This is a genomic window from Cupriavidus pauculus (assembly GCF_022179805.1).
Classification (GTDB): domain Bacteria; phylum Pseudomonadota; class Gammaproteobacteria; order Burkholderiales; family Burkholderiaceae; genus Cupriavidus; species Cupriavidus pauculus_E.
Map to the genome: position 1 here is coordinate 285,031 of NZ_BPUO01000006.1, position 13,911 is coordinate 298,941.

10 protein-coding genes are annotated in these 13,911 nt (G+C 64.5%); all 10 read right to left on the bottom strand.

All coding sequences use genetic code 11. The features are described from left to right. Positions 1–78: 78 nt before the first annotated feature. Entirely contained in the window at positions 79–243 is a 165-nt protein-coding gene (gene ccoS, locus MFF62_RS14410) for a cbb3-type cytochrome oxidase assembly protein CcoS (protein ID WP_238263810.1), read from the bottom strand. Next, positions 244–2,832: a heavy metal translocating P-type ATPase gene (locus MFF62_RS14415; protein WP_238263811.1), complete on the bottom strand. Its 2,589-nt coding sequence runs from the start codon at positions 2,830–2,832 to the stop codon at positions 244–246. A gap of 150 nt (positions 2,833–2,982) precedes the next feature. Beyond that, a complete protein-coding gene (gene zapE / locus MFF62_RS14420) occupies positions 2,983–4,080 on the bottom strand; it encodes a cell division protein ZapE (RefSeq protein ID WP_238263812.1) in 1,098 nt (365 codons plus the stop codon). Positions 4,081–4,179: 99 nt separating this feature from the next. Further along, positions 4,180–5,604, bottom strand: a complete 1,425-nt coding sequence (gene lpdA, locus MFF62_RS14425; protein ID WP_238263813.1) for a dihydrolipoyl dehydrogenase — start codon at positions 5,602–5,604, stop codon at positions 4,180–4,182. Positions 5,605–5,751: 147 nt separating this feature from the next. After that, positions 5,752–7,005, bottom strand: coding sequence for a 2-oxoglutarate dehydrogenase complex dihydrolipoyllysine-residue succinyltransferase (gene odhB / locus MFF62_RS14430; protein ID WP_238263814.1), 1,254 nt, complete (start codon positions 7,003–7,005; stop codon positions 5,752–5,754). A 93-nt stretch (positions 7,006–7,098) separates the two neighbouring features. Then, on the bottom strand, positions 7,099–9,951 hold the full coding sequence (locus tag MFF62_RS14435) for a 2-oxoglutarate dehydrogenase E1 component (protein ID WP_238263815.1): 2,853 nt from the start codon (positions 9,949–9,951) through the stop codon (positions 7,099–7,101). Positions 9,952–10,244: 293 nt separating this feature from the next. Beyond that, entirely contained in the window at positions 10,245–10,988 is a 744-nt protein-coding gene (gene ugpQ / locus MFF62_RS14440) for a glycerophosphodiester phosphodiesterase (RefSeq protein WP_238263816.1), read from the bottom strand. Next, the gene (locus MFF62_RS14445; RefSeq protein ID WP_238263817.1) at positions 10,985–12,100 is read right to left on the bottom strand and encodes a sn-glycerol-3-phosphate import ATP-binding protein UgpC; all 1,116 of its coding nucleotides are present in this window, start codon (positions 12,098–12,100) and stop codon (positions 10,985–10,987) included. Before MFF62_RS14445 ends, ugpQ begins: the two co-directional genes overlap by 4 nt. A gap of 4 nt (positions 12,101–12,104) precedes the next feature. Beyond that, positions 12,105–12,953 (bottom strand): sn-glycerol-3-phosphate ABC transporter permease UgpE, encoded by an 849-nt coding sequence (gene ugpE / locus MFF62_RS14450; protein WP_238263818.1) that lies wholly within the window; start codon positions 12,951–12,953, stop codon positions 12,105–12,107. A 13-nt stretch (positions 12,954–12,966) separates the two neighbouring features. Further along, positions 12,967–13,848: a sn-glycerol-3-phosphate ABC transporter permease UgpA gene (gene ugpA, locus MFF62_RS14455; RefSeq protein ID WP_238263819.1), complete on the bottom strand. Its 882-nt coding sequence runs from the start codon at positions 13,846–13,848 to the stop codon at positions 12,967–12,969. Positions 13,849–13,911: the final 63 nt, after the last annotated feature.

Sequence of the window (13,911 nt, forward strand, 5' to 3'; positions counted from 1 at the left end):
ATCCTTGCGCACCAAGCACGAACTGTTTTTCCGAGGCAATGTCAGTAGCGCCCACACGCGACGTCCGCTATGCACTCGCTACGTAGGTTCCGGACCTTGCGGCTTGTCGTTATCGAGCAGAATGGCTTCGCCAGGCCGGTCCAAGTCGTCGTACTGCCCTGCCTGCAACGCCCACCACAGCACCCCTGCGATCAACGCCACCAGGACCAGGCTCATCGGCACCAGCAGATAGAGCGTTTCCATTTACCGCTCCCGAGACGGCTGTTGCCGCGCCGCCCCCTTGACGCGCAGCAGCCGCCATGCGTTGGCCACCACCAGCAATGAGGACACCGACATGCCAATGCCCGCCATCCACGCCGTCACATGGCCCGTGGCGGCCAGCGGAATGGCCACGACGTTGTAGGCAAACGCCCAGCCCAGGTTCTGCCGCACCACCCGGCGCGCGCGCCGCGCGGTGGCAACGGCAGTGGCAATCTCGGCTATGCCGCCGTGCGTCAGCACGGCATCGGCCCCGGCCTGCGCGAGCGGCGCACCGCTGCCGATGGCGATCGACACCTGCGCTTGCGCCAGCACCGGGGCATCGTTGATACCGTCGCCCACGGCCAGCACGACCGCCCCATCGCGTTGCAGAGCCGCCACGTAGTCGCGCTTGCCCTCCGGCGTCACGGCGCCGACGGCAGTCGTCATGCCGAAGCGGTCCGCCCACCAGCGCACTGCCGCCTCGCCATCGCCTGAAACCAGATGGCAGCGAACGCCGAGCGAGGCAAGCTGGCGCAGCAGTACAGGGGTCTGGGCGCGTTCGATATCGGCCAGTTGGAAACAAGCAAGGAAGCCGGCGGCGTCGCCCAGCCATACCTGGGTGGCGCCGGGATGAGTTTCGTGGCCATGCGCCACCGGACCCGGGTGCGCCGCCAGCGCGGCCACGAACTCGCGGCGCCCCAGTCGAAACCGGCGGCCTTCGACTTCCGCCTCGAGGCCTTGCCCGGGCACGTTGCGCAGGTCGGTTGCCGTGGGCGCTTCGTCAGCGCCGCCAAGGTCGCCGAGATCGCCGAGGGCTCGGGCGATCGGATGCTCGCCACCTCGCTCCATGGCAGCGGCCACGCGCCGGCAGTCCCACGCATCGAGCGCGCCGAATGTCTGGGTCGATGCCAGCGCGAAGCGTCCTTCGGTCAGCGTGCCGGTTTTGTCTAGAACGACGTCTGTCACGCGGGACAGCGCCTCCAGCGCATGCGCACGCGTCAGCAACACGCCCCGGCGCGACAGCGCGGCGCCAGCGGCCGCCAGCGCGGCGGGTGTGGCCAGCGACAATGCGCAAGGGCAACTCACCACCAGCACCGCCACCGTGACCAGCAGCGCGCGCGACGGATCGAGCCATAGCGCCCAGACGATGCCAGTGACCACGGCCATCAAGAGCAGCGTGCCGACGAACCAGCCGGCCACGCGATCCGCCAGTTGGGCGAGCCTGGGCTTGTCCGCCAGTGCGCGATCGAGTACGGCCACGATTTCCGCCAGCCGGGTCTGCGCGCCAATCCGGTCGATACGCACTTCCAGCGGACTGGCTGCGTTGAAGCAGCCCGCCAGCACGCTGTCGCCTGCCGCGCGCTTCACCGGACGCGCCTCGCCCGTCAGCATCGATTCGTCGAGTTCGCTGGCGCCAGCCAGTACCACGCCGTCGGCCGGCACGATTTCGCCCGCCTTGACCCGGATACGGTCACCGGGCTGCAGGCGCGCCACCGGCACCCGCTCGCCTGCCCCGCCGGCCTGCGCCAGGCGCTCGCAGGTCGCGGGCAACTGCCGCGCCAGCATCTCTGCCCCGCTGCGCGATGCCTGGCGAACGTACAGTTCCAGGTAGCGCGCCAGCAGCAGGAACGCCACGAACATCGTCACAGAGTCGAAATAGACCTCGCCGACGCCGCGCACGGTGGCGACAGCGCTGGCCAGGAAGCCCGCCACGATGCCGATGGCGACCGGCACATCCATACCCATATGGCGCTGGCGCAACGACCGCCACGCGCCCGCGAAGATCGGCCAGGCGGAATAAAGAACGACCGGAATGGTCAGCGCGAAGCTGGCCCAGCGCATCAATTGCAACTGGCCAGGATCAATCGTGGCTTCATGGGTGTAGAGCGGCCACGCGTACATCATGACCTGCATCATGCCCAGCATGGCCACGGCCATGCGCATCAGCAGGCTGCGCCGCTCCCGTCGGTCCTGCTGGTCGGAGCGCGATACCTCGAACGGCCATGCCTCGTAGCCGATATCGGCCAGGCTGGCCAGCAGATCGGCGACGCCCTGCGAAGCGACCTGCCAGCGCACGACCACGCGGCGCGTGGCCACATTGGCCACCACCGACTCCACGCCTTCCAGCCGGGCCAGATGCTGCTCGATCAGCCAGGCACACGCCGCGCAGCGGATATTCTCGGGCGCCAGCGTCACCTCGGCGCGGCGATCGTCCAGCACGCGCACGAACTGGCTGCGCAATTCAGGGGTGTCGTAGGCCGTCCAGACTGGGGCGGCTTCGCGCCGTGCCTCGGCATCGATCGGGCGCGCAAAGCGCGTGACATCGCCATACAGATGACCGAAGCCTGCGGCGTGGAGGGTCTGCGCCAGGGTCTGGCAACCGCCGCAGCAGAATGCGCGCGATTGCCCGTCGATCCGCGCGACGAACGGCGCGGCGCCCTTGAATGGCTGACCGCAATGAAAACAATCGGTGGAAGAATCTGATGGAGACGCCGGCGGCTGCCCGACAGACGGGGCGGCGGATGCAGCGGAGGCGGCGGGTCTGGCTGGTGCCAGGGGCGGCGCTAGGGGGGCGGAAGTCAGAGACGGCATGGCGCGCTTTTTTTACCCAGTGGATACTAGGTAACTCAGGCGCGCGCCGCCTTGACTCAGGTCAAACTTGAAGGAAGGACGTCAGAATCGTCCCGCCAGGTATCCGGCACGCAACAGAAGATTGCCGGATACGACTGACATCCGGGCCAATCAGGTCAGCGAGGTGTCCATCACCCGGCGTTCCGATTCCAGATACTCGCGCGACTGCATCTCGATGATGCGCGACACGGTCCGGTGGAACTCGTTGGCCATTTGCCCTTCGTTATAGAGCTCGTCGGCCGGCACTTCGGCCGAAATCAGCAGCTTGACCTTGTGGTCGTAGAACACGTCGATCAGCCACGTGAAGCGGCGGGCCTCCGACGACATCCGGGGCGTCATCTTCGGGACGTCGGAGAGAATCACCGTATGGAACTGCGAGGCAATCTCAAGGTAGTCGTTCTGCGAGCGCGGGCCGCCACACAGCGTGGCGAAATCGAACCAGACCACCCCGTTGGCCTTGCGCAGCGCCTTGATCTCGCGATGCTCGATATGGAGGATCGGCGATTCGTCAGCGGTGCCCGCAATCCCCACGAACGCGTCGCGCAGTGCGGCGCTGGCCTCGCGGCCCAACGGGGTATGGTAAGCCTGCACCTGCTCCAGGGCGCGCTTGCGGTAGTCGATGCCGGCGTCCACGTTCAGTACGTCGAGCTTGGTCTGCAGCAGCTCGATGGCCGGCAGCACGCGGTCACGGTGCAGGCCGTCCGGATACAGCAGGTCCGGGCGATAGTTCGACGTCATCACGAACTGCACGCCGTTGTCGAACAACTGCTGCAGCAGCCGGTGCAGGATCATGGCATCCGCCACGTCGCTGACGTGGAACTCGTCGAAGCAGATCAGGCGGAAACGGCGCGCGATGCGTTTGGCCAGCTCGTCGAGCGGATCGGGGCGGCCCCGCAGCTCTTCGAGTTCGCGGTGCACCTCGCGCATGAATTCATGGAAATGGAGCCGTGTCTTGCGTACCACGGGCACGCAGGAATAGAAGCTGTCCATCAGGAACGACTTGCCGCGCCCCACCCCACCCCACATGTAGACGCCCTTGGGCACGTCGGGATGCACCAGAAACTTCTTCAGCGCGTTGTTGCGGCGGCTCTTGTACGCCACCCACTCGTCATAGCATTGCTGCAGCCGCGCCACGGCGCGCAGTTGCGCCTCGTCGGACTGATAGCCGCGCTGCTTGAGCTCGTGGTCGTAAAACTCGGTGACGTTCATGTCGGGGGCCTGGCGGAAATACGGGGTGCTGCAAGCGAAAACGGCGCGCCGCGAAAATCACGCGGCGCGCCGGTGTTCACCAAGCGGTGAACTGGGGTATTACATGTTCAGCTGACGCTTGTCGACGGCCAGCGCGGCTTCGCGCATGACTTCCGACATCGACGGGTGCGGGTGGCAAACGCGAGCGACGTCTTCGCTTGCCGCCTTGAACTCCATCGCCACCACGGCTTCGGCGATCAGGTCCGAAGCATTGGCCGCCACGATGTGCACGCCCAGGATCTCGTCGGTCTTGGCATCGGCCAGCATCTTCACGAAGCCGTCCGACGCGCCCATGCCCAGTGCACGGCCGTTGGCCATGAACGGGAACTGGCCCGACTTGTACTCGCGGCCTTCGGCCTTGAGCTGCTGCTCGGTCTTGCCCACCCAGGCGATTTCCGGGAACGTGTAGATGACCCACGGTACCGTGTTGAAATCGATGTGCGGCTTCTGGCCAACGATACGCTCGGCCACGGCCACGCCTTCGTCCTCGGCCTTGTGCGCCAGCATCGGGCCACGCACCACGTCGCCAATTGCCCAGATGCCCGGCACCTTGGTCTGGCAGTGGTCATCCACCTCGATGAAGCCGCGCTGGTCCACGCCCAGGCCAACTGCTTCCAGGCCCAGGTTGTCGGTGTTCGGCACGCGGCCCACCGACACGATCAGGCGATCGACTTCCAGCGTCTGGTCCTTGCCGTCCTTGTCGGTGTAGGCAACGGTGACGTTGTCCTTGCCGGTCTTGACTTCGTTGACCTTCACGCCCAGGTTGAACTTCAGGCCCTGCTTGGTCAGCAGCTTCTGCGCTTCCTTGGCCACGCCATCATCGGCGGCGCCCAGGAATGCGGGCAGCGCTTCCAGCACGGTCACGTCGGCACCCAGACGGCGCCACACCGAACCCAGCTCCAGGCCGATCACGCCGGCGCCGATCACGCCCAGCTTCTTGGGCACCGAGTCGTACTTCAGGGCGCCTTCGTTGTCGCTGATCAGCTTGTTGTCGACGGCGATACCCGGCAGATGGCGAGCCTTCGAACCGGTGGCGATGATGACCTGCTTGGCGGTCAGCGTTTCGCCGTTCACTTCGACCTGGAAGCCTTCGGCTGCCTTGCCGGCGAACTTGCCGTAGCCCTTGAACAGGGTCACCTTGTTCTTGCGGAACAGGAATTCGATACCCTTCGTCATCTTGCCGACGATATCGTCCTTGCGCTTGAGCATCTTGGCCACGTCGACCTTGACGTCGCCCACGGTGATGCCGTGGTCAGCCAGGTGGTGCGAGGCGTTCTCGAATTCTTCCGAGGAAGCCAGCAGTGCCTTGGACGGGATGCAGCCCACGTTCAGGCAGGTACCACCCAGGCGTGCCTCGCCCTTCGGGTCGTCATAGGCGTTGCCTTCCAGGCAGGCCACGTTCAGGCCCAGCTGGGCAGCACGAATGGCGGCGATGTAGCCGCCGGGGCCGGCGCCGATCACCAGCACGTCGAATTGTTTGCTCATGGGAAATTTCTCTTTGGCACGTCATGCCCGCGCACTGGCGGACATCCGGCGGCATCGTGCGTACGATGCGCTCGCCGGGTCCCCGCGCCGGAGCGCGGGGACGACGACAAACGGAAGACGGATTGTCTGTCTGGGGACAGGACCGTATTACAGGTCCAGCAGCAGGCGGGCCGGATCTTCCAGCGCTTCCTTCATGGCCACCAGGCCCAGGACGGCTTCGCGGCCGTCGATGATACGGTGGTCATAGGACATGGCCAGGTAGTTCATCGGACGGATCACGATCTGACCGTCTTCCACCACGGCGCGGTCCTTCGTGGCGTGCACGCCCAGGATGGCCGATTGCGGCGGGTTGATGATCGGGGTCGACAGCATCGAACCGAACGTACCGCCGTTCGAGATCGAGAACGTACCGCCGGTCAGCTCTTCCAGCGACAGCTTGCCGTCGCGGGCCTTGGCGCCGAATTCAGCGATCTTCTTCTCGATGTCGGCCAGGCTCATCTGGTCGGCGTTGCGCAGGATCGGCACCACCAGGCCACGCGGCGAGCCAACGGCGATACCGATGTCGAAGTAGCCGTGGTACAGGATGTCGTTGCCGTCGACCGAAGCGTTGATGATCGGGTACTTCTTCAGCGCGTGCACGGCGGCCTTCACGAAGAACGACATGAAGCCCAGCTTCACGCCATGTTCCTTCTCGAAGCGATCCTTGTACTTGTTACGCAGATCCATGACCGGCTTCATGTTCACTTCGTTGAACGTGGTCAGGATGGCGTTGGTCGATTGCGACTGGATCAGGCGCTCGGCGATACGGGCACGCAGGCGGCTCATCGGCACGCGCTCTTCCGGGCGGTCGCCCAGCGCGGCAAAGTCAACCTGGGCCGACACTTGCTGCAGAGCCGGCTTGGCGGCGGCGGGAGCCGGCGCAGCCTTGGCGGCCGGTGCCGGAGCCGAACCAGCGGCCAGCACGTCGCCCTTGGTGATGCGGCCATCCTTGCCGGTGCCAGCCACTTGCGAGGCCGACAGACCACCTTCGGCCATCAGCTTGGCAGCCGACGGCATGGCCACGGCGCCAGCAGCGGCGGGAGCGGCAGCCGGGGCAGCGGCCGGTGCGGCGGCTGCAGGAGCCGGTGCGGCTGCGGCCGGAGCGGCGGCGCCAGCGGTGGCTTCGGTGTCGATCTTGGCGATGATTTCATCGGCCACTACGGTGTCACCGTCGTTCTTGATGATCTGCGACAGCACGCCAGCCGACGGGGCCGGCACTTCCAGCACAACCTTGTCCGTTTCGATTTCGATCAGGATTTCGTCCTGAGCAACGGCTTCGCCCGGCTTCTTCTTCCAGTTCAGCATGGTCGCTTCGGCGACCGATTCAGACAGTTGCGGAACCTTGACGTCAACAATAGCCATGGTTTGGTAATTCCTCGATGTATGCGTGTTTCGTTTTCAGGCAGGTAGCCCCACGACGCGCATCCCTGTGCGCTGCCGTGGGGTACCAACGAATTACTTGGTCAGAACAAAGCCCTTGAGCTTGGAGAACGCGGCTTCCAGCAGCGCCTTCTGTTGCTCGTTGTGCTTTGCGTAGTAGCCCACCGCCGGCGAAGCCGAGGCGGGGCGACCGGCATAACCGAGCTTCTGGCCTTCCGTCATGTTTTCCATGATGTAGTGCTGCACGAAGAACCAGGCACCCTGGTTCTGCGGTTCGTCCTGGCACCACACGATTTCGGTCGCGCCGGGGTACTTCTTGAGTTCCGCGGCAACAGCCTTGTGCGGGAACGGGTACAGCTGTTCCAGACGGATGATCGCGGTATCGCCCGCCTCGCGTTCCTTGCGCGTGTTGACCAGGTCATAGTAGACCTTGCCCGAGCACATGATCACGCGCTTGACCTTGCTGGCGTTCAGTTCCTCGTGATCGGGGATCACGGTCTCGAAATGGCCCTTGGCCAGATCGGACAGCGGCGACACGGCGTCCTTGTTACGCAGCAGCGACTTCGGCGTCATGATCACCAGCGGCTTGCGGAACAGACGGATCATCTGGCGACGCAGCAGGTGGAAGATCTGTGCCGGCGTGGTCGGCTGAACCACTTGCATGTTGTGGTCGGCGCAAAGCTGCAGGAAACGCTCGATACGGGCCGAGCTGTGTTCCGGACCCTGGCCTTCGTAGCCGTGCGGCAGCATCATCGTCAGGCCCGAGGCGCGGCCCCACTTCACTTCACCCGACGAGATGAACTGGTCGATCACCACCTGGGCGCCGTTGACGAAGTCGCCGAACTGGGCTTCCCAGATCACCAGCGCGTTCGGTTCGGCGGTCGAGTAGCCGTATTCGAAGCCGAGCACGGCTTCTTCGGACAGCACCGAGTCGATCACCATGAACGGCGCCTGGTTGTCAGACACGTTCTGCAGCGGCACGTACGAGCCGGCATCCCAGCGCTCGCGCGCCTGGTCATGCAGCACCGAGTGACGGTGGGTGAAGGTACCGCGGCCAGCATCCTGGCCGGTGATACGCACCGGGTAGCCCGAAGCAACCAGCGAGGCGAAGGCCAGGTGTTCACCCATGCCCCAATCCAGCATCTGCTCGCCACGGCCCATGTTGGCGCGGTCCTTGATGACCTTTTCCACCAGCGGGTGCAGCTTGACGTGCTCGGGGATCGTGGTGATCCGCTCGGCCAGGCGCTTCAGTTCCGTGACGGGAACGGCCGTGTCGGCGGCGTCGGTCCACTTGCGGTTCAGGAACGGCATCCAGTCGACGGCGAACTTGTTCTTGAAGTTCGACAGGACCGGGTCGGCCGTGTGCTTGCCGGCGTCCATGGCTGCACGGTATTCCTTGACCTTCTCGTCGCCGAATTCCGCGCCAACCAGGTTTTGCGCCGCCAGCTTGTCGGCGTACAGCTTGCGCGTACCCGGGTGCTGGCCAATCTTCTTGTACATCAGCGGCTGCGTCACAGCCGGGGTGTCCTGCTCGTTGTGGCCCAGCTTGCGGAAGCAGATGATGTCGACCACGACGTCCTTGTTGAATTCCATGCGGAAGTCAACGGCCAGCTGCATGGCGTACACCACGGCTTCGGGATCGTCGCCGTTCACGTGCAGGACCGGCGCTTCGATCATCTTGACCACGTCGGTGCAATACAGCGTCGAACGGGCGTCGCGCGGGTCCGAGGTGGTGAAGCCGATCTGGTTGTTGATGACGATGTGCATCGTGCCGCCCGTGCCGTAGCCACGGGTCTGCGCGAGGTTCAGCGTTTCCATCACAACGCCCTGGCCGGCAAATGCCGCGTCGCCGTGCACTTGCACCGGCAGCACTTCCTTGTGGCCAGCGTCGCCGCGGCGTTCCTGGCGCGCCTTCGACGAGCCTTCCACCACCGGGTTGACGATTTCCAGGTGCGACGGGTTGAACGCGAGCGACAGGTGAACCGGGCCGCCTTCGGTCGAGACATCGCTCGAGAAGCCCTTGTGGTACTTCACGTCACCGGCCGGCAGGTCGTCAACGTGCTTGCCTTCGAATTCGGCGAACAGGTCAGCCGGCATCTTGCCCAGCGTGTTGACCAGCACGTTCAGACGGCCGCGGTGGGCCATGCCGATCACGATTTCCTGCACGCCCTTGGCGCCGCTGTGCTGGATCAGTTCGTCCATCGCGGCGATGAAGCTTTCGCCGCCTTCCAGCGAGAAGCGCTTCTGGCCAACGTACTTCGTATGGAGGAAGCGCTCCAGGCCTTCGGCCGCGGTCAGGCGGTCGAGGATGTGCTTCTTCTTCTCCAGCGTGAACACGGGCTTGGAACGCGTGGTTTCCAGGCGTTCCTGCCACCAGCGCTTCTGCGCCTGGTCGCTCACGTACATGAACTCGGCGCCGATGGTGCCGCAGTAGGTCTCGCGCAGGTTATTGAGCAGCTCGCGCAGGCTCATCGACTCCTTGCCGAAATACGTGTTGCTGGCATTGAAGACGATGTCGAGATCGGCCTCGGAGAAACCGTAGAACGCCGGATCCAGGTCAGGCAGGGGCGGACGCTCCTGGCGCTTCAGCGGATCGAGGTCAGCCCAGTGCGTGCCAATGTTGCGGTAAGCGGCGATCAGCTGCGTGGCAGCGACGCGCTTGCGGCCCATATCGGAATCGGCCGAGGCAACAATGGTCTTGATGGGGCCCTGCTTGGCGCGCTCGGCAAACGAGGCGACGATCGGTGCGTGGGGGATATCGCGGGCGTTGGAACCATCCACAGCCGGGACATTCTGCATCGCGTCGAAATACGCGCGCCAGTTGTCGGGAACCGAGCTGGGATTCTGGAGATAGGCCTCGTACAGCTCTTCCACATAGGGGGCGTTGCCGCCGAAGAGGTACGAATTGCTTTGATACTGCTGCATCATGGGGCGCTCACTATTCTCCGGGTATGCCGGAGTTAAGCGGGTTCATCAACCTTCCGCGACACGGCCTGACCGGTTAGCGGATTGCAAACAACTCTTGGGGGTCCTGCGGTTACCACCTTGAACGAACGGCACCCGGGGGTGCCGTTTGTCTTCGGTCTCGCCGCCAGACCCAAAAGGGCAAGTTGTGCGGGAAGGACCTAAGTCTTCACTCGCGGAGCATAGCACGTAATCCCTAAAACAGTGGGGACTTTTCGTGATGCAAAATCGAGACAGTTTGTCCAGGATCGATTACGTTATTTTCCCGGGGGAATCAGGTCGACCGCATCGGTGATCAGCCCGTCGAGGCCCCATGCCAGCAGCTCACTTGCCCGGGCCGGATCGTTGACCGTGTAGCACAGCACCTTGAACCCGGCCGCGTGCGCGTCGGCGATAACCTTGGCGTCGAGCTCCCGGTGGTTGGCATCGAGCGCCACGCAGTCCAGGCGCCGGAGCCGGTCCAGCCAGTCTGCCGGCAGCTTGTCCAGCAGCAGCGCGCGCGGCAGGTCCGGCGCGGCCAGCCGGGCGGCTTCGAGCGCCACTTCCGAGAACGACGACAGCAGCGGCGGCACTGCCGCGCCCCTCCAGAGGACAAGTGCATCAAGCGCCACAGCGGCACCGGTACGGTATTCGGCACCCGGCACCGGCTTGATCTCGATGTTGACGTGGAAATCGTTCGCCTGCGTGTAGCGGGCGATGGTCGCCAGGGTGGGAATGGGTTCGCCCGCGAACGCCGGGCCGTGCCAGCTCCCAGCATCCAGGGCCGCCAGTTCGCCCAGCGTCAGCGCATCGACGCGTCCGTGGCCCGACGTCGTGCGGTCCAGCGTGGCGTCGTGCATCAGCACCGACTTGCCGTCGCCGGACAGCTTCACGTCGAACTCGAACATCCGGTAGCCGAACGACGCCCCGTGCCGGAACGCCGCCAGGGTGTTCTCGGGCGCCAGCTTGCCGGCGCCACGGTGCGCGATATGGCGCGGATACCGCCAGTCGGTCGGCTTCATGCCAGCGCCTCGATCCGCTTGCCGTGCTGCATGTCGAAGAAATGCAGGTGTTCGGCCGATGTCGTGATCGGCAGACGGTCGCCGGCGCGCACCGGCATGTGGCTGTCCAGGCGAACCACGATCGGCTGGCCGCCCAGCGTGCCGTACGCGAACGAGTCGGCGCCCAGCGCTTCCACCACGCGCACATCGATCTCTGCAATGGCCTCGTGCGCGGCGCACGGTTCGATATGCTCGGGTCGCAGGCCCATCAGCGCCTGTTCCGGCAGATGCAGCCCCATCGGCAGATGGCCCAGCGTAGCAGTGGCCTGCCCGTCCTTGGCCACCACGCGCATCTGCGCGTCTCCGCCGTTGGCGCCCTGCCCCGCGCCGTTGCGCGTCACCGGCACTAGGTTCATCGGCGGCGAGCCGATGAAGCCGGCCACGAACGTGCTGGCCGGGCGCGAATAGACTTCCAGCGGCGTGCCGATCTGTTCGACGCGTCCGCCGTTGAGCACCATCATGCGGTCTGCCAGCGTCATCGCCTCCACCTGGTCGTGGGTCACGTACAGGCTCGTGGTGTTCAGCCGGCGATGCAGGTCCTTCAGTTCCAGGCGCATCTGCACGCGCAGCTTGGCGTCGAGGTTCGACAGTGGTTCGTCGAACAGGAATACGGCAGGCTCGCGCACGATGGCGCGGCCCATGGCCACGCGCTGGCGCTGGCCTCCGGACAACGCGCGCGGCTTGCGCTCCAGCAGCGGCGCCAGCTCCAGGATGCCGGCCGCGTGCTTCACGCGCTGGTCGATCTCGGCCTTGGACATGCCGCGGATCTTGAGCCCGTACGCCATGTTGTCGTAGACGCTCATGTGCGGATACAGCGCGTAGTTCTGGAACACCATCGCGATGTCGCGCTCGGCCGGCTCCAGGTCGTTGACGACCTTCTCGCCGATGTGCACCTCACCGCCGGTAATGGTTTCCAGCCCCGCCACCATGCGCAGCAGTGTGGACTTGCCGCAGCCGGACGGGCCGACGATCACGATGAACTCGCCGTCGGTGATTTCCATGTCGATGCCGTGCACCACCTGGGTGCCGCCAGCATAGGTCTTCTGTACGTTGCGAAGGGATAGCTTTGCCATGGTCTTATTTTTCCGTTTCCACCAGGCCCTTGACGAACCAGCGTTGCATGAGCACGACCACCACGGCCGGCGGAATCATCGCCAGCATGACCGTGGCCATTACCAGGTTCCAGTCGGTGGCGGCGTCGCCAGACCGGGAGATCATTTGCGTCACGCCCACCACCACGGGCGTCATCGACTTCTGCGTGGTGATCAGCAGCGGCCACAGGTACTGGTTCCAGCCGTAGATGAACTGGATCACGAACAGCGCGGCGATGCTGGTGCGCGACAGCGGCAGCACCACGTCCCAGAAGAACCGCAGCGGGCCGGCCCCGTCGATGCGCGCCGCCTCGGCCAGTTCGTCCGGAATGGTCAGGAAGAACTGCCGGAACAGGAACGTGGCGGTGGCCGACGCGATGATCGGGATGGTCAGGCCGAAGTAGCTGTCCAGCAGGCCCAGGTCCGACACCACCTTGTAGGTGGGCAGAATGCGCACTTCCACCGGCAGCATCAGCGTGATGAAGATCATCCAGAAGAAGAACTTGCGCAGCGGAAAGCGGAAATAGACGATCGCGAAGGCCGATATGATCGAGATCGCGATCTTGCCCAGCGCGATGCCCAGCGCCATGATCAGGCTGTTCTTCATCATGGTGGAAACCGGCGATGCAGCCTCCCCCACGCCGTGGAACAGCACCGTGCGATAGTTCTCGATCAGGTGTCCGCCCGGGATCAGTGTCATCGGCGCGTCCAGGACCTGCTCGGCCGTCAGCGTCGACGCCACGAAGGTCAGATACACCGGAAATGCCACGATTGCGATGCCGACGATCAGCACCAGATGGGTAATGAAGTCCAATACGGGACGACGTTCTACCATTGCCTGTCTCCTCTCAATACTGGACCTTGCGTTCCACGAAGCGGAACTGCACCACGGTCAGCGCGATCACAATCACCATCAGCACCACCGACTGTGCCGCCGAGCCGCCGATATCCATGCCACGGAAGCCGTCATGGAACACCTTGTACACGAGCGTATTGGTCGAATTGAACGGGCCGCCGTGCGTCACCGCGTCGATGATCGCGAAGGTATCGAAGAATGCGTACACCACGTTGATCACCAGCAGGAAGAACGTGGTGGGCGACAGCAGCGGGAATACGATGGACCAGAACCGCTTCCACGGGCCGGCGCCGTCGATGGCGGCGGCTTCGATCAGCGATTTCGGAATGCTCTGCAGGCCGGCCAGGAAGAACAGGAAGTTGTAGCTCACCTGCTTCCACGCCGCGGCCAGCACCACCAGCGCCAGCGCCTGGTTGCCGTTGAGCAGGAAGTTCCAGTCCACGCCCATCTTGCGCAGCGCGTACGACACCACGCCCAGCGTCGGGTTGAACATGAACATCCACAGCACGCCGGCCACGGCGGGCGCCACGGCATACGGCCAGATCAGCAATGTCTTGTAGCCGGTGGCCGCACGGACCACACGATCGGCAAAGTACGCCAGCAGCAACGCCACCGACAAGCCAACCACGGTCACGCCGACAGCGAAGATCGCGGTGACCTGGAACGATTCGATATAGCTGGCATCTTTCCACAGGGCCACGAAGTTATCGAGGCCCACGAAATCAAGGTTGATGCCGAAGGCATCCTGCTGCAGCAACGACTGCCACAACGCCTGCCCGGCGGGCAGGAAGAAAAAGATCAACGTAATGACAATCTGCGGAAACACCAGCAGATATGGCAACCACGGTGACCGGAATACGACGCGCTTTTCCATGGTCGGGATCCCGCTCCATCACTGGACAATTCTGACTAACGCAAACGGGCGACGGTTGTGCCG